General features: G+C 65.8%; 17 protein-coding genes. 8 read left to right on the forward strand and 9 right to left on the reverse strand.

The features are described 5' to 3' along the window. The first annotated feature begins 261 nt into the window (after nt 1–261). The gene (locus B0G69_RS16995) at nt 262–1257 is read left to right on the forward strand and encodes an LLM class flavin-dependent oxidoreductase (RefSeq protein WP_121318854.1); all 996 of its coding nucleotides are present in this window, start codon (nt 262–264) and stop codon (nt 1255–1257) included. 105 nt (nt 1258–1362) lie between these two features. Here the strand turns inward: B0G69_RS16995 and B0G69_RS17000 are convergent, their stop codons facing one another. Next, nucleotides 1363–2484, reverse strand: a complete 1122-nt coding sequence (locus B0G69_RS17000) for an alpha/beta hydrolase (RefSeq protein ID WP_121318856.1) — start codon at nt 2482–2484, stop codon at nt 1363–1365. 458 nt (nt 2485–2942) lie between these two features. On the opposite strand from B0G69_RS17000, the gene glgC reads away from it, so the two are divergent. From glgC to B0G69_RS17025, 5 genes are all read left to right on the forward strand, one after another. Continuing rightward, nucleotides 2943–4211, forward strand: a complete 1269-nt coding sequence (gene glgC / locus B0G69_RS17005) for a glucose-1-phosphate adenylyltransferase (protein WP_121318858.1) — start codon at nt 2943–2945, stop codon at nt 4209–4211. A 104-nt stretch (nt 4212–4315) separates the two neighbouring features. Beyond that, entirely contained in the window at nt 4316–5776 is a 1461-nt protein-coding gene (gene glgA / locus B0G69_RS17010) for a glycogen synthase GlgA (protein ID WP_121318860.1), read from the forward strand. 348 nt (nt 5777–6124) lie between these two features. Next, nucleotides 6125–6991 (forward strand): pyridoxal kinase PdxY, encoded by an 867-nt coding sequence (pdxY, locus tag B0G69_RS17015; RefSeq protein WP_121318862.1) that lies wholly within the window; start codon nt 6125–6127, stop codon nt 6989–6991. A 153-nt stretch (nt 6992–7144) separates the two neighbouring features. After that, entirely contained in the window at nt 7145–7606 is a 462-nt protein-coding gene (locus tag B0G69_RS17020) for a hypothetical protein (protein WP_121318864.1), read from the forward strand. 440 nt (nt 7607–8046) lie between these two features. Next, nucleotides 8047–9198: a branched-chain amino acid ABC transporter substrate-binding protein gene (locus B0G69_RS17025; protein ID WP_121318866.1), complete on the forward strand. Its 1152-nt coding sequence runs from the start codon at nt 8047–8049 to the stop codon at nt 9196–9198. 72 nt (nt 9199–9270) lie between these two features. Here the strand turns inward: B0G69_RS17025 and B0G69_RS17030 are convergent, their stop codons facing one another. Together B0G69_RS17030 and B0G69_RS17035 are read right to left on the reverse strand one after the other, a co-directional pair. Next, nucleotides 9271–11214, reverse strand: coding sequence for a DUF3857 domain-containing protein (locus B0G69_RS17030; protein WP_121319495.1), 1944 nt, complete (start codon nt 11212–11214; stop codon nt 9271–9273). Then, the gene (locus tag B0G69_RS17035; RefSeq protein WP_121318868.1) at nt 11211–12134 is read right to left on the reverse strand and encodes an AraC family transcriptional regulator; all 924 of its coding nucleotides are present in this window, start codon (nt 12132–12134) and stop codon (nt 11211–11213) included. Before B0G69_RS17035 ends, B0G69_RS17030 begins: the two co-directional genes overlap by 4 nt. 107 nt (nt 12135–12241) lie before the next feature. Between B0G69_RS17035 and B0G69_RS17040 the strand changes: the two genes are divergently transcribed. Then, nucleotides 12242–12838, forward strand: coding sequence for a hypothetical protein (locus B0G69_RS17040; protein WP_121318870.1), 597 nt, complete (start codon nt 12242–12244; stop codon nt 12836–12838). Nucleotides 12839–12862: 24 nt separating this feature from the next. Here B0G69_RS17040 and B0G69_RS17045 read toward each other — a convergent pair whose 3' ends face one another. Beyond that, on the reverse strand, nt 12863–13528 hold the full coding sequence (locus tag B0G69_RS17045) for a hypothetical protein (RefSeq protein ID WP_121319497.1): 666 nt from the start codon (nt 13526–13528) through the stop codon (nt 12863–12865). Nucleotides 13529–13862: 334 nt separating this feature from the next. Between B0G69_RS17045 and B0G69_RS42735 the strand changes: the two genes are divergently transcribed. Continuing rightward, nucleotides 13863–13997: a hypothetical protein gene (locus B0G69_RS42735; protein ID WP_255219733.1), complete on the forward strand. Its 135-nt coding sequence runs from the start codon at nt 13863–13865 to the stop codon at nt 13995–13997. A 295-nt stretch (nt 13998–14292) separates the two neighbouring features. On the opposite strand, the gene hutG is transcribed toward B0G69_RS42735, so the two are convergent. The 5 genes from hutG to hutU form a co-directional block, all read right to left on the reverse strand. Beyond that, nucleotides 14293–15105, reverse strand: a complete 813-nt coding sequence (gene hutG / locus B0G69_RS17050) for an N-formylglutamate deformylase (RefSeq protein ID WP_121318872.1) — start codon at nt 15103–15105, stop codon at nt 14293–14295. A 63-nt stretch (nt 15106–15168) separates the two neighbouring features. Beyond that, nucleotides 15169–16563 (reverse strand): formimidoylglutamate deiminase, encoded by a 1395-nt coding sequence (locus B0G69_RS17055; protein WP_121318874.1) that lies wholly within the window; start codon nt 16561–16563, stop codon nt 15169–15171. Between the two features lie 35 nt (nt 16564–16598). Further along, a complete protein-coding gene (gene hutI / locus B0G69_RS17060) occupies nt 16599–17822 on the reverse strand; it encodes an imidazolonepropionase (protein ID WP_121318876.1) in 1224 nt (407 codons plus the stop codon). Nucleotides 17823–17910: 88 nt separating this feature from the next. After that, on the reverse strand, nt 17911–18528 hold the full coding sequence (locus tag B0G69_RS17065; protein ID WP_121319499.1) for a HutD family protein: 618 nt from the start codon (nt 18526–18528) through the stop codon (nt 17911–17913). Nucleotides 18529–18548: 20 nt separating this feature from the next. Beyond that, complete coding sequence (gene hutU / locus B0G69_RS17070) at nt 18549–20237, reverse strand: urocanate hydratase (protein WP_121318878.1); 1689 nt, start codon at nt 20235–20237, stop codon at nt 18549–18551. Nucleotides 20238–20257 lie beyond the last annotated feature (20 nt).

Below are 20257 nucleotides of genomic sequence, written 5' to 3' on the forward strand. Positions count from 1 at the left end.
TGGTTGCCTAGCGGGGCGGCGGCGTGTTGCGCCGGCTGCATGACGCTGTTCGAGGGGCTTAAGGTAGCAGCGCGACATGCGCTTGTTAAATATTGATCGGCCATATCTATATCGGCTTTGCATGTAACGTTTGAGCGGGCCGGCTGGGGCCCAAACCCCCTTCGGTGAACGTGGACATCCGCGCACCGTCAGCAGAAAAACTCAAGCTTTGCCACAATGCCCCATCGCGCGAGAGCGCCGGAAACAGCAAACGAACAGACAATGATCCCCTTCTCGGTCCTCGACCTTTCGCCAGTCACCGCGGGCGCCACGCCGGCGGACGCGTTCAGAAATACGCTCGATCTCGCGCAGCATGCGGAAAAGTGGCACTACCGCCGCTTCTGGCTCGCGGAACATCACAACATGACAGGGATTGCCAGCGCGGCGACGTCGGTGGTGATCGGTTACGTGGCGGGCGGCACGAAGACGATCCGCGTCGGCTCCGGCGGCGTCATGCTGCCGAACCATGCGCCGCTCGTCATCGCCGAGCAGTTCGGCACGCTCGCGTCGCTCTACCCGGATCGGATCGATCTCGGTCTCGGCCGCGCGCCGGGCACCGATCAGAGCACCGCGCGCGCGCTGCGTCGCGATCTGCAGAACAGCGCCGATTCTTTCCCCGACGACGTCGTCGAGTTGCAACGCTATTTCGCCGATCCGGTGCCCGGCCAGCGCATTCGCGCGGTGCCGGGCGCGGGGCTGCACGTGCCGCTGTGGCTGCTCGGCTCGTCGCTGTTCAGCGCGCAACTCGCCGCGGCGCTTGGCCTGCCGTTCGCGTTCGCGTCGCACTTCGCGCCCGATTACATGCTTACCGCGCTGCAGGTCTATCGCTCGCAGTTCCGGCCGTCGGCGACGCTCGACAAACCGCATGCGATGGTCGGCGTCAACCTGTTCGCTGCCGACACCAACGAGGAAGCGCAGCGTCTGTTCACCTCGCTGCAGCAGCAGTTCATCAATCTGCGGCGAGGCACGCCCGGCCAGTTGCAGCCGCCGGTCGAGCGGATCGATGCGTCGGAGATGGAATTGAACGGCGTCGCGCACTCGCTCGCGTGCACCGTGCTCGGCGATCGCGACGCGGTGCGCGCAGGCCTGTTGTCGATCATCGATCAGACGGGTGCCGACGAATTGATGCTCACCGCGCAGATCTACGATCACGCAGCGCGGCTGCGGTCGTTCGAGATCGGCGCGCAAGTGCGTGACGAGTTGAGTGCCGGGAAGTAATCGCGCCGGCGTATGAAAAAGGGCGGCCACCTTGGCCGCCCTTGTTTTTTGCTTCGGGCAACCGGTCAGTCAGGTGCTGACCGGGTTGCCCACTGAAGTGCGCATTCAGCGATTCGCCGGCACCGCCGCCATCCCGTCCAGCAGTGCTTGATGAAACGCCTGCGGATCCTGCATCTGCGGCGCGTGCCCCAACTCCGCGAACTCGACCAGCGTCGCATGCGGGATCGCCTTCGCGGCCGCCTTGCCCAGTTCCGGGTAATGGCCGATCTGCGCACGCACCGCGGGCGGCGCCGCATCCTTGCCGATCGCGGTGGTGTCCTTCTGCCCGATCAGCAACAGCGTCGGCATGCTCAACTGCCCCAGTTCATACACGACCGGCTGCGTGTAAATCATGTCGTACAGCAACGCGGAATTCCACGCGACGATCTGCTTGCCCGGCCCGCGGTACATCCCCGCCAGCATCTGCACCCAAGGTTCGTAGTTCGGGCGCCACTGCCCCGCGTAATAGGTGGCCTGCTCGTAGCGGCGGATGCCGTCGGCGCTCGTCTTCAGTTCGCGCTCATACCACTGGTCCACCGACAGCGACGGTACGCCTTTCGCCTTCCAGTCTTCGAGACCGATCGGGTTCACCAGCACCAGTTGCTGCGTTTCGCGCGGATACATCAGCGCATAGCGGATCGCCAGCATGCCGCCGGTCGAATGACCGATCATCGTCACGTCGCTCACGCCCAGCGATTCCAGCAGCGCATGCGTGTTGCGCGCGAGCTGCTGAAAGCTGTACTGATAGTGCTCGGGCTTGCTCGATTTGCAGAAGCCGATCTGGTCCGGCGCGATCACGCGATAGCCGGCATCGCTCAGCCGATGAATGGTCGCGTCCCACGTCGCTGCGCAGAAGTTCTTGCCATGCAGCAACACCGCCGTGCGGCCGTTCGGCTCGGCGGGTTCGACGTCCATGTAGGCCATCTGCAGCGGCACGCCTTGCGACGTGAACTCGAAGCGCTCGACCGGCGCGGGGTACGTGAAGCCCTGCAACTCTGGCCCGTAAGCCGGACCGCCGCTATCGGCTACGGGCACGGCGGCGGCGCTCGCGGCTGCCGGGCTGGCCTCGCTCACCGCCGCAGCGGCGGCGTTCTGCGACGTGGCGGCTGAAGCAGAGGAAACGGCGGATGCAGCAGCCCATGCGCAGACGCTCAACAGGGCAAGCAGTGAATGGCGGCGAAAACTCATCGGATTTTCTTGCAAAAAAGACGCAGCAGGGAACCTGCAAGGACCGAACGGCGGATCGCCGCCCTTCGATCTCCGGCGTGAGACCGCACGATTCTACGACGCGCCGCCGGACTGTGCCGTCAATCGCGCAGGCCGCCCGTCGCGTCGGCCGGTTTGGCATGCATATTGCGCCGGCTCACTTCACGCTCTATGTGCAGTGCCGCACGGATGGGCGCCGTGCAAGAGTCGATCGTGCGCAAGATGCACGCGCGCGCGGGCTGCGGGCAATTCGCACTCTCGCCCGGGACCAATCGGTGCTAGAACTAGCTGACGGGCTCCGTGTCGACGGAGCGCCTGGCAGCCCGAATCATCAGCGCGGAGCAAGTGACTACACCATCCGGGCATATAACTCAGCAACTATCTTGCAGGCGACCGGCGTCAGTGCTTTGCACTCACCGCGGTCGACAAAGGAGACAGACATGGACACGCCGGCGCGGCTCACCGACATTCAGCGCACCACCCTCGCCATCGTCCTCGCGGGCGGACGGGGCACGCGGCTCGGGCCGCTCACCAGCAAGCGCGTCAAGCCGGCGGTGCACTTCGGCGGCAAATACCGGATCATCGACTTCGCGCTGTCCAACTGTCTGAACTCGGGCATCCGGCGCATCGCGGTGGTCACGCAGTACAAGGCGCATTCGCTCTTGCGGCACATGCAGCGCGGCTGGAGTTTCCTGCGCGGCGAATTCGGCGAGTTCATCGACCTGTGGCCCGCGCAGCAACGCGTGGAAGGCGCGCACTGGTATCGCGGCACCGCCGACGCGGTGTTCCAGAACCTCGACATCATCCGTTCGATCCGGCCGAAATACGTGGTGGTGCTCGCGGGCGACCACATCTACAAGATGGACTACACGCGCATGATCGCCGACCACGCGGAAAGCGGCGCGGACTGCACCGTCGGCTGCATCGAGGTGCCGCGCATGGACGCGGTCGCGTTCGGCGTGATGGCGGTGGATGAAAACCGCCGCGTGACCGGCTTCGTCGAAAAGCCCGCCGACCCGCCCGCGATCCCCGGCCGCCCGGATACGGCGCTCGCCAGCATGGGCATCTACGTGTTCAGCGTCGACTACCTGTACACGCTGCTCGAAGAGAACATCTCCAGCATCGATACCGATCACGACTTCGGCAAGGACATCCTGCCGCGCGTCGTCACGCAAGGCACGGCGATCGCGCATCCGTTCAGCATGTCGTGCGTATCGTCGGACCCGAACGTGGAGCCGTACTGGCGCGACGTCGGCACGATCGACGCGTACTGGGCCGCCAACCTCGACCTCGCGTCGACGATCCCGACACTCGACCTGTACGACCGCAACTGGCCGATCTGGACGTATCAGGAGCAGTTGCCGCCCGCGAAGTTCGTACGCGACATGAAGGGGCTGCAAGGCTCGGGCAACAATCTGCTCGTGTGCGGCGGCTGTGTGATCTCGGGCTCGCAGATTTCGCGCTCGGTGCTGTCGTCTAACGTGAAGGTGAGTTCGTTCTGTAATATCAATGAGGCAGTCTTGTTGCCGCAGGTCACGGTCGGCGCGAGCTGCCGGCTGCAGAAGGTGGTGATAGACCGCGGCTGCGCGATACCGGATGGCACGGTGATCGGCGAAGATCCGGTGGCCGACGCCGAGCGCTTCTATCGCACCGACGATGGCGTCGTGCTGGTCACGCCCGAAGCGCTGCACCAGAAGCAGACGGCGTAGGGACGCGCACGGCGCGCGGCCGTGCGCCGAACATCGCCAGCCTGGCCTTGCTTCTCGCGGCATGACCTGGCGCACAACCCTCACTCAGGAACGAGACCCGGCCTATGACGATTCGCGCCCTGCACGTCGCAAGCGAGCTGTATCCCCTCCTCAAAACGGGCGGTCTCGCCGACGTCGCGGGCGCGCTGCCGCCCGCGCTGATCGAGCGCGGCGCCGACGTGCGGGTGCTGCTGCCCGGCTTTCCGACGGTGCTCGCGGGTCTCGCCGACCTGCATCCGGTCGCGCAGCTGGGGCGCCGTTTCGACACGCCGGGCGTGACGCTCGAACGGGGTACGCTACCGTCGAACGGCCTCGTCGTCTACGTGATTCGCGCCGCTACGCTGTACGACCGGCCCGGCAACCCGTACCTGGACGACGAACACGTGCCCTACGGCGACAACGCGCAGCGTTTCGCGCTGCTCGGCTGGGTCGCCGCGCAACTGGCGCAGCAGCTGGACCCGGCGTGGTCGCCGCAGATCGTCCACGCGCACGACTGGCATGCCGGGCTCGCGCCCGCCTATCTGAAAGCCGCCGAGCGCCAGCATGGCCGCGCGCTCGCGCGCAGCGTGTTCACGGTGCACAACCTCGCGTATCAGGGGGTTTTTCCGGCGCATCAGTTCGGCCAGCTCGGGCTGCCGGACGATTTTTTCAGCATGTACGGCATCGAGTTCTACGGGCAGTTGTCGTTTCTGAAGGCGGGGCTCTTCTACAGCGACCGCATCACGACCGTCAGCCCGACCTATGCGCGCGAAATCCAGACGCTCGCCCAGGGCGGCGGGCTCGACGCACTGCTGCGCCATCGCTCGCACGATCTGAGCGGCATTCTCAACGGCGTGGACTACGCAGTCTGGAACCCCGCCGACGATGCGCTGCTCGACACCCACTACAGCGCCACGCGCCTCGCCGGCAAACTCGCGTGCAAGGAGGCCTTGCAAAAGCGCTTCGGCCTCGCGCAGAAAAGCGATGCGCTGCTGTTCGGCGTGGTGAGCCGTCTGACCGAACAGAAGGGCCTCGATCTGCTGCTCGGCGCGGTGCCCGAGATCGTCAAGCGCGGCGGGCAGCTGGTGGTATTCGGCACCGGCGACCCGGCGCTGGAGAACGGCCTGAAGCGGGTCGCGCAGGCGCATCCGGAGTCGGTCGCCGTGGAACTCGGTTTTGACGAAACGCTTGCGCATACGATCGTCGCGGGCAGCGACGTGATCGCCGTGCCGTCGCGTTTCGAGCCGTGCGGGCTCACGCAGCTCTATGCGCTCGCGTATGGCTCGCTGCCGCTCGTGCATTGCGTCGGCGGCCTCGCGGATACGGTGGCGGACGCGTCGCTCGAAAATCTCGCCGACGATCTCGCCACCGGCTTCGTGTTCGAACGCTTCGAGCCGAAGGGGCTCGCCGCCGCGATTCGCCGCGCGTTCGCGCTGTATGGCCGACGCACCGAATGGAAGGCGGCGCAGCGGCGCGCGATGCGGCAGGACTTCGGCTGGGGGGCGTCGGCGGAGCGCTATCTGGCGCTGTATCGGGAACTGGTTTGATCTGCTTTGATCTGGCGAGGGGTCGGGGCAGCGGCTGACAGATGCCGAGCGTTTGCCCCGTTTTGTTCAACTTGCCCCCGCACCGCCGCATCCCCGTGCGCCCCTTCCCACGCGTCCCAAGCCGTTGCCCCGCCATTCTGATGGTTCGGCGCAACAACACGGGGACGGATCGACTCGCGCGCGGCAAACTCATGTATTGTTTCCTGACAATGCAGACTGCGCATTTTTCTTGCACCATCTAAAGCAGTCCTGCCGCACGCGGCGACCGGCCAACCTCGGTCACGCCGGTGCGGCGCATCGTTCCAGAGACCCTTGAAACGCGCAACACCGCTTGCGCGCGGCCATACCATGACGAAAAACGTTCTGAGCATCCAGTCACATGTCGTCTTCGGGCACACCGGCAACAGCGCGGCCGTGTTTCCGATGCGTCGGCTCGGCGTCAATGTCTGGCCGCTGAACACCGTGCAGTTCTCGAACCACACGCAGTACGGCCATTGGACCGGCAGCGCGATCGGTGCACCGCAGATGGAAGATCTGGTGGAAGGCATTGGCGCAATCGGCATGCTGCCGCGCTGCGACGCCGTGCTTTCCGGGTATCTCGGCACGCCCGAGCAGGCGCAGTCGGTGCTGGAGATCGTCAAGGCCGTGAAGGCCGCCAATCCGCGCGCATGGTTCTTCTGCGACCCGGTCATGGGCGCCGCGAGCGGCTACAAGGTCGAGCCGGGCATCCAGGAATTCCTGGTGCGCACCATGCCGGAAGCGGCCGACGCGATGGCGCCGAACCACACCGAACTACAGCGGCTCGTGGGCCGCGAGATCGAGACGCTCGAAGAAGCAGTGGCCGCTTGCCGCGAAGTCATCGCGCGCGGGCCGAAGCTCATGCTGGTCAAGCATCTGCTCGACCGCAACAGTCCCGCCGACCGCTTCAACATGCTGGTCGTCACCGAGCGCGAGGCGTGGATGGGGCAACGCCCGCTCTATCCGTTCGCACGGCAACCGGTCGGGGTCGGCGATTTGACTAGCGCGGTGTTCGTCGCGCGTACGCTGCTTGGCGATTCGATTCGCGCGGCCTTCGAGCACACGCTGGCCGCCGTGAACGCAGTGGTCAAGACGACCTGGCAGGCCGGACGTTACGAGCTGGAACTGGTCGCCGCGCAGAACGATATCGCGCAGCCGCGCGAGTGGTTCGATGCGTGGGTGGCGGAGACGGCTTAGGGGCGTGCTTAGGGGCGTGCTTAGGGGTGTGCTAGGGGCGTCCCTCAGGGCGTCTGTCAGCCGGCCGTCCTATAATGCGTGCCGCGTGGACGAGGCACCCTCCCGTCCACATGGCATTTCACACGCATCCGGCATTCAGCAGACGAGGCATCGATGGACGGTTATATCCGCAGCGAGCGGGAAGAATTTTTTGAGCAGTTGTGCATGAGCGTCGACGCCGACGAAGCGCACGAGCAGGAAGCGATCGAGTACTTCGAGAACCAGTTCGATCAGGCCGATTTCGATCCGGCGCAGTGGCTCGACATCGCCCTTTACTACTCGCCGGCCGTCGCGCGCGGCATCGTCGACATGGTCACGCCCGACGACAAGGCGCGCAGCAACATCGCCGAAATAATCGCCGACAACCTCGACATCTCGTACGGCGAGGACGAGTGCGAGCAGTTTGCGCAAACCATCGAGTTCGCGCTGAACAACGGCGTGCCGGTGGACCTCGACCTCGTGCTCGACGGCTGCCAGCGCGCGATCGACGATCTCGACACCTGGGCCGACGAAGAAACCAGGGCGCCGCTGCTGCGTCTGCGTGAAGAGTTGCTGCGCCAGCAAGGCGAGCGTTAAACGTCGATCCGGCCTGGCGCCGACGCTGGCGGGTTCGCCCATCACGCAGCGCCACGCATCATTGCCGTTCCCCATCCGAAGCAATCATCGAGCAGCACAGCCGGCGCGCTCGCGCCGGCTTCTTAAGCATGTGCCGCAATCCGCACCTCACAAGCCGGCACGCACGGCTTGCCGCCGACACGCCGCGCGGCCTGTGCCGAAATGCTCATTCAAAACGCCTCGAACTGCCAAGACGGCGGCAAATTGGCTTTCTATATTCGCGCCAGATTGACACGCATCAACACGGCTGAGCGCCACTGCGCGTATTCCAGCATTGTTTATGGCGTTCGATCATTCGTAGTCTGTCGATACGCGCGATGCCAGGCTTCAACTCGCGTGTCGATCCAGCGTTACTTGCCTTGCCGCTTTCATAACCTGAACCGTCGACGGAAGGAGAGACCATGAGTCTTCGCAACACGCTGAAACCGCTTGCCCTGTTCGCGGGCGCCCTCTTCGCAGTCGCACCGCTGAGCAGCTTTGCCGACGACCTGCCGGTGAAGATCGGCTTCGCCGCGCCGCTGACCGGCGCCAACGCCGGCTACGGCAAGGATCTGGAAAACGGCGTCCGGCTCGCGATCGAGGAAGCCAATGCGCAGAAGCTCAAGATCGGCGACAAGGTGGCGCAATTCCAGCTCATCTCGCAGGACGACCAGGCCGACCCGCGCATCGGCGTGCAGGCCGCGCAGAAGCTCGTGGATTCGGGCGTGTCGGTGGTGGTGGGCCACTTCAATTCGGGCACGACGATTCCCGCCTCGCAGGTGTACGAACAGGCCGGCATTCCGGTGATCGACCCCGCCGCCACCAATCCGATCATCACCGGGCGCGGCTTTGCGAACACCTTCATGGTGATTTCCACCGACGGTCAGAACGCCGGCAACGCGGGCGCGTACGCGGTGGCTGTGACCAAGGCCAAACGCATCGCGATCATCGACGACCGGACCGCGTTCGGCCAGGGCGAAGCCGACGAGTTCGAGAAGGCGGTGAAGGCGCACGGCGGCACGATCGTCGCACGCGAGTACACCGACAATCACGCGGTGGACTTCAGCACGCAGATCACCAAGATCAAGGGGACCAATGCGGACCTGGTGTTCTTCGGCGGACTGGACAACCAGGCGGCCGGTTTCGCGCGGCGCATGAAGCAACTGGGCCTGAACGCGCAACTGGTGGGCGGCGGCGGCGTGATGGACCCGGACTTCATCAAGCTCGCGGGCGATTCGGCGGACGGCGTGATGGCCTGGGAATACGGCCGCCCGCTTGCGCAGCTGCCCGGCGGCAAGGATTTCTCCGCGAAGTTCAAGAAGCGCTTCGGCGAAGACATCCTGTCCTATGCGCCGTTCGGCTATGACGGCGCGTGGGCCGCGATCAAGGCGATGCAGCAGGCCAAATCGAGTTCGCCGGCGGATTATCGTCCGGTGCTGAAGGCGATCGATTTCGAAGGCGTGACCGGCAAGATTTCGTTCGATAACACCGGCGCGCTGAAGAGCGGCGCGTCCACGCTGTATCAGGTCAAGAACGGCGGCTGGGTGCCGATCGTGACGAAGAGCGGGACCTGAGGGGGTCACCGGTAACATCGATCGCAGCACGGTCAAGCGTGTGCGGCCCTGGGCCCCGAACGGCCAGGGCCGCTACGTCGGATTCATCACCTTCACCACCAGTTCGGCATCGAGATCGCGCTCGATCCGCACGAGGTCGTCTTTCATTGCCGCGAATTCGTCAGCGGAACACATCTGATGGCCGAACGCGGCGCGCAGATGCCGGCTGACCTGCAACGTCCGCGTCGCGGGATCGAATACGTAGCGCGATGAAAACGTGAGAAAGCGGTCCTGCACTGCCGTATCGGCGGGTAGATCCGTTACGTGCACGAAGCGCGGCAGCGTCATCTCCAGCGTCTCGTCGAACTCTCCACCGATGCACGCCCACGGCTGGGTCCGCGCCGGCTCCGCGAGCCAGCTCTGCACCTGCGAGCCCATCCCGCCGGACAGACTCGTCAGCGCAGGCACCGCCGTCGTGCCGTCCTGCCACACGAAATGCGCGACAGTCCCCTGCATCGCCGTGGCGAACGGCCCATTGGTCGCGGCCACGTCGTCCGCGCGCAACTGCGCCGTGCCATGCAAGCCCGTCTGCAACAGACGGTTCGCCGCGATCTGCTGCGTGCGCTGCCGCGTCGCGCGCCGGAACGTATTGCGCTCGACTTCCGCGGTGAAGCCTGTGTCCTCGACACGGTACGCGTAATTCGCCGTGCCGCTTTCGTCGACATCGATCTGCAGGCGCGCGCTGCGCCCGCGCACTTGTGTGGCCGGCGTGCGTGACAACACGCCTTCACCGACCAGCAGCACGGGCCGGTCCATCACGCCCGACGGCAGATAGCCAAAGGCCGTGCCGCCCGCCGTCGTATCGGCGAACAGCGACAGCTCAGGAATCCAGATGATCGCGTGATTGATCGCGCTCGCACCGTAGCCGGGCACGTCCGGCAAGCTGTAGTACGGCCCGAGGTTGAGCAGCACCGCCTCGCTGCGAATGCCCACCGCGGCCAGCAGCGCGCCGTACAACGCGACGTGATCCTTGCAATCGCCATAGCGGTTGCGCAGGATGTCGCTCGCCTTGTGCGGGATTGCCGCCGTCTCGCCGAGAAACAACGCGACGTAGCGGATGTTCAGACGCATCCAGTCGTACAGCGCCTGCGCCTTCGCGCGCGGATCGGCGGCGTTGGCGGTCAGGCTCTGCGCGAGCCGCACGATGGCGGGATCGTCGATGGTCGCATCGGTGGCGGGTCCGCGATAACGCGCGGCGAAGCTCGCGAAGTCCGGCACCGTCGACACCATCAGCCGGTCGCCCCAGTTCGCGTAGCCGACGGCGCCCGCTTCGAGCCGCGCATACGGGCCGTGCCGGTAGTCGAACTCATAGCGCGTGCGGCCGTTGGCCGTCACCGGCGGCACGGCCGTATAGCCGCGCGCGTCGGCGTAGAGCGGTACGTCGGCGGGCAGATCGAAGATCAGCCGTTGCAGTTCGACCGGCTCGCGCGTCGGTTCGACGAGGTACGCGAAGGTGCCCGCCTGCAACGGCTTCGCGCGCGTCTTGCGAAACGCCAGATGCACGCGCGCGCCGGGTTCGACGCCGGGGAAGATCACCGTGCGCAGCACGCCGTCCTCGAAACTCGGTGCACCGGCCGAGCGCGGCTCCTGCACGTCTCGAATCGCCTCGGGACCGACCGGATGCGCGACGCCGTCGCGGTCGACGGTTTCCGCCACCAGCAGTTGCACCTGTTCGATGTCCTTGTTGAACCACACATAGCGTTGCGCGATGTCGTCGACACCGCTCGTCGTGTTGGCGCGCAGGATGGTGTCATCGTGTTCTTCGATCGAACCGTCTTTCTGGATCGTGAACACGTGGACGTCGCTTTCCATCGTGGAGGGCGCGCGGTCGTCGAAGGCGGCGGTCGATGGGTTGTCGTCGGCGTGAACGGGCGCAGAGAACGTGAAGGCGGCAAACCAAACAAGGACGGTGAAGGCGGCATACGCACCCAGCGTCGAAGCAGCAGCCTGCCCCGGCAGCGCGACGTGGTCCGTCATGAACGGTGCGCCCTGCCCCGCGCGCGCCACGCACTCGGACTCGCGGCGAACTCCGCGCGAAACGCGTGATTGAAATTCGACAGGTCGTTGAAGCCGCAATCGAGTGCGATGTCGACGATCTTCGCGCCGCCGTCCTGAAGACGCAGCGCCGCCGCTCGCAAACGCGCCCGCAACAGGTATTGATGCGGCGTCACGCCGCTCACGCGCCTGAACGTGCGCAGGAAGTGGAACTCGCTCAGGCCCGCGGCGTCGGCAAGGCTCGTGAGCGTGTGCGGTGCACCTGGGGTGTCGTCGATCAGGCGCACGATCTGCGCGACGCGCGACTTCGCCATGCTGCTGGCCGCGCCCTTCGCGCACGCGTCGGCGCGCGTCACGGCGCCGGCCGCTTGCAGCGTCGCGGCTGCGAGCTCGATGGCCAGCTCGGCCCAGAGGCCTTCGTTGGCGTCGTCCGAGTCCACGCGAGCGCCGCCGCAAGCCCGCGCGAGCAGCGGCGAGAACGCACGCTGCGACGGAATGCGCGCACGCCTGAAATTCAACTGGCCGCTCGCGACGCCCGCATCGGCCGCGAGCCGCTCGAAGTACGAGGGCGCATAGTGGAACGCGATGCAGCGGTCGCCGGCTCCATGCCGATGCCCGCACTCGAAGCATTCGCCCGTGTTGCCGAGCAGCAGTGCGCCGGGCGTGAGCAATTCCCGGCCCGGCGCGGCGCGGTAGTCGAACGAGCCGGCCACCACCATCGCGATGCACACGCCGGCGTGCCGCTCCTCGAAGGGCCTGTCGCGCGGGCCGTACGTGCACAGCAGGTCCGCGGCCTCCCAGCCCGCGCCCCGGGCGAGCGCACGCGCGGCCACGGCGCCGCGTACGCCGTCCCGCTCGCGCTGAGCCAACGCCTGCTGCAACGTGACGGCAATTTTCCCCAAGATGCACCCCGGCAGAGTCCGTATCGTGGTTTTAGCACATCGGCGGGCGGCGCGGTTCGGCCCGCCCGCCGATGTCCATCCGACTCTCGACCCATGGAGTACACAGCATGAATCGACTGGAGAACCCCTTCGAAGGCGGCTTCGTCGCCGCATTGAACGCACCGGCGCGCGCCGCCGATATCGACGCCGCCGACGACCTCTACGGCTGGCTGATCGGCAGTTGGGAGATGGACGTGGTGCACTACCGCGTCGACCTGCGCGACGCGCCGCGGCGCGGCGAGATTCATTTCGGCTGGGTGCTGGAAGGCCGCGCCGTGCAGGACGTGTGGATCATGCCGCCGCGCGGCGCACGCGAACTCGCGATCGCCGCGAGGAATGATACGGACGCGACGAATCCGGCAACCGATGCGATGTACGGCACCACGCTGCGCATCTGGGACCCGGCGCTGCGCGCGTGGCGCGTCACCTACTTCAACCCGCGGACCGGCCAGCGCGACGAGTTGACCGGCCGGCGCATCGGCGACGATCTCGTGCAGATCGGCACGCACGCCGATGGCACGCCGATTCGCTGGAATTTCACCGACATCACGCGCGATGCCTTCCGTTGGACCGGCGTGGCGCTCGCCGCGGACGGCGTGACGTGGACGCTCGAAGCCGAGTTTCACGCGCGGAGCAAAGCTTGGTCCACAACCGGATCGGTGTGATCGAAGTGCTGCGGCTCGCGCGTCTCACTCCCCGTCGCCCAGATGCGCGAGCAGCGCCTGCAGCCTCTCCACATGCCTGAGCAGCAAATGGCGATGCTTCTCGATCTGTTCGAGCCGGCCCGCGAGATCGGCCTGAATCGGGTCGTCGAGCTCGGCGGCGGCGATCACCTCCTCCACCTTCGCACGCATCACCGACAACTCCACCGGCGCATGACTCAGATGCCGCTCCAAACGCCGCACGTCCTGAATCGCCAGATCACGGACCTTGCGAAAATGCGCGTGACGCCGATGCGCCTCGACGTCGAGCGTTTCTTCCTCGACACGCTTGGCCGGCGCCGGCTGGCCGAAGATCGGCTCGGGCGGCCGCAACACGGTTTTCTTTCGCACCGGATGCGCCGTGCCGCGAAAACGCGCGAGCGGCTGTTCGTTGTCGATCGCCTCGCGCGCGTTCGGCGGTATCTCGTGCTCGGTGTGCGGCACGTTCATCCAGCCGCCTGGCAAACCGGTGACCGCTTCGATGCCACGCACGAATTCCTCGCTGAATTCGCGCTGCCCGGACAGCATCAATTTCAGGTAGCTCGCGGAAAAGGTCATCATGCGCGCGAGCCGGGTCGCCGCGCCGACCTCGCGGGTCAGCAGCACCAGGTTTGCTCGCCAGACCGGGAGCAGCAATTCGCCGGAATCTTCCATCGCTGGGTCTTCCACCTTGTTGCCCGATGTAGTGACGACACGCTCGCGCACGTCATCGTTTTGAAAGGGTAGCCGCTTCACCGCGCGACACGCAATCCCGGCGTGCGCACCCGTGTATTCATTGCCCCACACCTGCGCCGTTGTGTCGAAAATACACGGTACCGCGCGCTCCGCCTTGTTGCATGCGCCTCGCGACGGGCCGCGTGTTGCATTGACACACGCATTCGCACGGTGTTCCTACGTGCGACGCCCGCAATGTGGCATGCTTGCGTGCCGATGCGGCACGTCCGGTGCTGCATCGGTAGCTCCACAACATTGACTTAAGGGTTTTGTAATGAAGAAAATCGTTCTCGCCATGGCCGCGGCCGTCGTTACCCTGAGCGCGATCGCTCCCGCACAAGCGTATGAGCATCATCGCGAATGCCACAAGGTGCGTGTTCACCATCACTGGGAAAAGCGCTGCCACTAATGGTGGCGATGCCGCGCCCGACAGGCACGGCACGCGTCGCAAGCCCCGCAAAAAGCGGGGCTTTTTTATTGCAGACGGGTTTGATGCGGCACAGCGCGAACGGACGTGTTCGACGCGTCCTACATTCCGCGCGAAAGCGCCGCCGCGCAATCACGGACACATGCTGTTACACCTTTGCGGTGCGAGCCGACACGGGCGAGACCTCGCGTGGACAGCGCGGCGGCGTGACCCGTGTGATGAAGCGTTGAGTTGACGGCAGCGGCGATGCTGCCATCAGGCGCTCACACGTCGCCTTTCAAGCCGCTGCGACGCGCTGCAACGCCGTCGTCACCAGCGCTTCGAGCAAGGGCTCGACCTTCGCCGCCAGGGTTTCGTCATACGCGTAGGGAAGCTGTTCTTCCATATACGTGATCTGCGACAACTCGAGTTGGACCGCATGCACGCCTTGCGCCGGTTGCCCGTATTGCCGCGTGATATAGCCACCCTTGAAGCGGCCGTTGGCGACCGCCGTATAGCCGCCATGCCGCTCGACGACAGCAGCCAGGGCCTCGCCCATGCCCGCCACCGCGCTCGCGCCGTTCGACGTGCCGAAGTTGAAATCCGGCAGACGTCCCGCGAAGAAGCGCGGCACCCGCGAGCGGATCGAATGCGCTTCCCACAGCAGCACCTTGCCGTGCTTCGCCTTGAGCGCTGCGAGCTCACCGCTCAACGCTTCGTGATAGGGCTTCCAGTACGCGTCGCGGCGGCGCGCGACTTCGGCGTCGTCCGGCAGATGCCCGTCGCGATACAAGGGTTCCTTGTCGAACGTGTCGACCGGCAACAGCCCCGTCGTGTCCTGCCCCGGATAGAGGTTCGCGCCATCGGGCGGCCGGTTCAGATCGATCACGTAGCGCGCGTACGTAGGCGCGAGAATCGAGGCGCCCATGCGTTTGGCGAAAGCATAGAGGCGGTCCAGATGCCAGTCGCAATCGTCGGTGCGTTGCGCGGCCGGGGTCATCGTCGCGGCGATGTCGGCGGGAATCTGCGTGCCCAGATGCGGGATCGAGATCAGCAGCGGCAGGCTTCCCTGATGCAGCGAGAAAACCGGCGGTGTGTTCAATGCAGTCATGTCAATCCGGAAGAATCAGTTAGATCGAAAGCATCGGTTCGGCAAGTCATCGACTTCAGCTCTTCACGTCAGCAATTCGGCGAGCGCTGCGCGATAGCGCGCGTAAGCGCCCTCTTCGTCGCGATGCCTGCGGTTCTCGACGACCTTGTCGCCACCCGCGTAGACGTCGCGAATCGGCGTCTCGCCATGTTCGCAGAATACAACGCCCGAGAGCCACGCAGCGGGCGCATGCTCGGCGATGCTCGCGTGATCGGCGTCGAGCACCAGCCAGTCCGCCCGGCGGCCCGCCTGCAACGCGCCGACCGCGCGGCCGGTCGCCTGCGCGCCGCCATCGAGCGCGGCGTTGAACAGGCGGTCCGCGACATGCGGGGCCGCTGCCGACGCCAGCACGTTGCGCTGCCGGCGCGTCAGACGCTGGCCGTATTCGAGCAGCCGTAATTCGGCGCGCCAATCGACGCCGATATGGCTATCCGAGCCCACGCCGATGCGCCCTTGCGCGTCGAGATATTCCTGCGCCGGGAAAATGCCGTCGCCGAGATTGGCTTCGGTGGTCAGGCACAAGCCGGCCACCGCGCCACGCTTCGCGAGCGCGAGCGTTTCGTTTGCGTCGACGTGAGTCGCATGCACGAGACACCAGCGGCTGTCGACTTCGAAACGATCCAGTAGCCATTGCACCGGCCGCGCGCCTTCGGTCTCGACGCACGCGTCGACTTCGGCGGTCTGTTCGGCGATATGGATATGCACCGGCGCATCGGCGTCGATGCCGCCGAGCAGCGCACGCAACGAATCCGCCGACACCGCACGCAGCGAGTGCGGCGCCACGCCGTAACGCAACGCAGCGCTCTCGGGACGCGCCGCGCGCAGCGTGCCGAGCAGATCGAGCAGGCTCTCAGGCGTGTTGATGAAACGCCGTTGATCGTCGCGCGGCGCGCGCGAGCCAAAGCCGCTGTACTGATACAGCACCGGCAGCATCGTCATGCCGATCCCACTCGCCGACGCGGCATCCACCACGCGTTGCGCCAGCTCCGCCTGATTCGTGTAGCGGTTGCCGTCCTGCGCGTGATGCACGTAGTGAAACTCGCACACCGAGGTATAGCCCGCCTTCAGCATTTCGATGTACAGCCATTGCGCGACGCTTGCAAGGCCCTCGGGCGTGATGCGCGCGGCGAAGCGATACATCAGGTCGCGCCAGCTCCAGAAGTTGTCGGTGGCGCCGCTTGCGGAAGCGGCGCGATATTCGGTGAGACCGGCCATCGCGCGCTGGAATGCGTGCGAATGAAGGTTCGGCATGCCAGGCAATACTGGGCCGGCGGCATGGCTCACACCAGCGGGCGCGGTGCTATCCGGCGTGACCGCCGTCAGCGTGCCGTGCGCGTCCCACTCCAGCAGTACGTTGCGACGCCAGCCATCCGGCAGATAGGCGTACCCGGCGAACAGCGTTCGATTCGATTGTGTCATCGCTTAAGTCGTCTCTCAGGTCCTGGCTCGGGGTCTTAGCTCAGGTCACGTCGTGTATAAACGGTCTCGCCCGCGCGCACGACCTTCGCGCACAACGGACGCCCGATCCAGTACGCCAGCTCCGCGAGCGAATCGACCGACCAGACTGCGAAATCGGCCATACGTCCGGCTTCGAGCACGCCGTGCGTGTCCGCTTTGCCGAGCGCGCGCGCCGCATGCGTGCTCACGCCTTGCAGCACTTCGGGTACGGTCATGCGAAACAGCGTGCTCGCCATGTTCATCATCAGCAGCAGCGACGTGGCAGGCGACGTGCCGGGGTTGCTGTCGGTCGAAATCGCGATCGGCACCTCGTAGCGGCGCAGCAATTCGAGCGGCGGCAATTGCGTTTCGCGGATGAAGTAGTACGCGCCCGGCAACAGCACCGCCACCGTGCCCGCTGCTTTCATCGCGGCGACGCCGGCTTCGTCGAGGAATTCGAGGTGGTCGGCGGACAGCGCGCGATGGCGCGCGGCAAGTGCGGTGCCGCCACCGTTCGACAGCTGCTCGGCGTGCATCTTCACCGGCAGTTCGTAGCGCTCTGCCGCGTTGAACACGCGCTCGCTTTGTGCGAGCGAAAAACCAATGCGCTCGCAAAACACATCGACTGCATCGACGAGGCCTTCATCGACGAGCGCGGGCAACATCGTATTGCAGACTTCGTCGATATACGCGTCCGCCCGGCCGGCGAATTCGGGCGGCAACGCGTGCGCGCCGAGAAATGTCGTGTAGACCGTCACCGGATAGCGCTCGCCCAACTGCCGCGCGACGCGCAGCATCTTGCGCTCGCTGGCGAGATCGAGGCCGTAGCCGGATTTGATTTCGATGGCCGTCACGCCTTCGGCGAGCAGCGGCTTGAGCCGCGCGGCTGCTTGCCGGAACAGCGAGGCTTCGTCCGCGGCGCGCGTGGCGCGCACCGTCGAAACGATCCCGCCACCCTGCCGCGCGATCTCTTCATAGCTGACGCCCGCGAGGCGCTGCGCGAACTCGTCCGCGCGCTGCCCGCCGTACACGAGATGCGTATGACAGTCGACGAGGCCCGGCGTCACCCATGCGCCGTGCAAATCTTCGCGCGGCCACGCGGCGTAGTGAGCGGGTAATTCGGGGGCTGCGCCGAGCCATGCGATGCGGCCGTCTTCGACGGCGATCGCGGCATCGGCGCGCGTGTGTCGGGGGTCGCCCTGCGGGCAGAGTTTCAGGTGATGCCAGACGGTTTGCTTCATCGCGTGCCCGTTGCAGCTCGTTGGGTGTCCGTGTTGGTTCGCGTGCGCGCGCTTTTCTGCTGCGTCGAGGCGCACACGCGAAGCGTCGTCATCGTTGCGTGTAGCGGATGCTGATCGCGAGCACCGCGCCCGCGCCTTCGAGTGTGCATGACAGCGCGTTCGACGGATCCTGCATGTCGATGCGCAGGGTATCGCCTGTGTCGAGCGACAGCGCTTCGGCGTCGCCGGCAGCGAGCGTAACCTGGCCGCTTGCGCAGTACAGCAGCGCGACATCCGCCGACACGCTGTGTTGCGTGCGTGGTGGCGATTGTCCACGCCACACGTCGAGTTCGCCCCGCGCCGCGTCACGCCGCACCATCAGGTTGAAGTCGCGCGTCGCGCCGTCAACCAGACGCGCGTCGATCTGCGCTTCGCCATCGAAACGCGCAATATCGAGTGCCCGCGTCAGCGCGTGCGACTTCGCCGCGCGCGCGCCGGTTTCGTCGAGCACCATCCCCGCGCCGGACAGCAACACCAGCGTACGGTCGATGCCCTCGAAACGCGAGAACGGCCCGGCCTGCGCGACATCGGCGATGCTCACGCGCCACACGAAATCGTTCATGCCGGCGCGCTCGGGAAACACCGCCACTTCACGCGTGACGCCGCCGCCGTTTTTCCACGGCGCCGCCACGAGCCCGGCGCCGCGAATCAGCGTGAGCGTCGCCATGCTGCCCACGTCCGTCACGATCAGCGGCCCAGCATCGGCAGATTGAGGCCCGCCTCGCGCGCGGTTTCCTGCGCGAGTTCGTAGCCTGCATCCGCGTGACGCATCACGCCGGTGGCCGGGTCGTTGAACAGCACGCGGCCGAGGCGTTCGCGCGCAGCCTCCGTGCCGTCCGCGACGATCACGACGCCGGAGTGCTGGCTAAAGCCCATGCCGACCCCGCCGCCATGATGCAGCGACACCCACGACGCGCCGCCCGCCGTATTCAGCAGCGCGTTGAGCAGCGGCCAGTCGCTGACCGCGTCCGAGCCGTCCTTCATCGATTCGGTTTCGCGATTCGGGCTCGCCACCGAACCGGTGTCGAGGTGATCGCGGCCAATCACGATCGGCGCCTTCAGCTCGCCGTTCTTCACCATCTCGTTGAACGCCTGGCCGAGACGATAGCGATCCTTCACGCCGACCCAGCAGATCCGCGCCGGCAGCCCCTGGAACGCGATGCGTTCGCGCGCCATGTCGAGCCAGTTATGCAGATGCGGATCGTCGGGGATCAGTTCCTTGACCTTCGCATCGGTCTTGTAGATATCCTCAGGATCGCCCGACAGCGCGACCCAGCGGAACGGGCCCTTGCCTTCGCAGAACAGCGGGCGGATATACGCGGGCACGAAGCCCGGGAAATCGAAAGCGTTCTCGACGCCCATTTCCAGCGCCATCTGACGGATGTTGTTGCCATAGTCGAGCGTGGCCGCGCCGCGCTCCTGCAGCGTGAGCATCGCCTGCACCTGTTTGGCCATCGATTGCTTGGCCGGCATGACGATGCTGTCCGGCGCGGTCTTCATGCGCTCGCGCCAGTCTTCCACGCTCCAGCCTTGCGGCAGGTAGCCGTGAATCGGATCGTGCGCGCTGGTCTGGTCGGTCACGCAGTCCGGCGTGATGCCGCGCGCCACGCACTCGGCGAACACGTCGGCGGCATTGCCGAGCAGACCGATCGAGACCGGCTTGCCGGCCTGCTTCGCCGCGTCGAGCATCGCAAGCGCTTCATCGAGCGTCTTTGCTTTCTCGTCCACGTAGCGCGTTTTCAGACGGAAGTCGATGCGCGTCTCGTCGCATTCGACCGCGATCATCGAGAAGCCCGCCATGGTCCCTGCGAGCGGCTGCGCGCCGCCCATGCCACCGAGACCGCCGGTCAGAATCCAGCGACCCGTCGGATCGCCGTTGAAGTGCTGGTTCGCCACCGAGAAGAACGTCTCGTAGGTGCCCTGCACGATGCCCTGGCTGCCGATGTAGATCCAGCTGCCCGCGGTCATCTGACCGTACATCATCAAACCCTTGCGATCGAGTTCGTGAAAGTGTTCCCACGTCGCCCAATGCGGCACCAGGTTCGAATTGGCGAGCAGCACGCGCGGTGCGTCCGCATGCGTGCGGAACACGCCGACCGGCTTGCCCGATTGAATCAGCAGCGTCTCGTCTTCGTTCAGGTCTTTCAGCGACGCGAGAATCTGATCGAAGCAATCCCAGTTGCGCGCGGCGCGGCCAATGCCACCGTACACGACGAGCGCGTGCGGATGCTCGGCGACTTCGGGATCCAGATTGTTCTGGATCATCCGGTACGCGGCTTCTGCGATCCACGTCTTGCAGGTCTTTTCCGCACCGCGCGGCGCGCGGATCGTACGGGTCGGGTCGAGTCGCGGATCGATGTGTTTCGGGTTGTTCATGGTGGCCCTCGGAAGGCTTG

Origin of the sequence: Paraburkholderia sp. RAU2J (assembly GCF_003634845.1) — a bacterium.
GTDB lineage: Bacteria > Pseudomonadota > Gammaproteobacteria > Burkholderiales > Burkholderiaceae > Paraburkholderia > Paraburkholderia fynbosensis.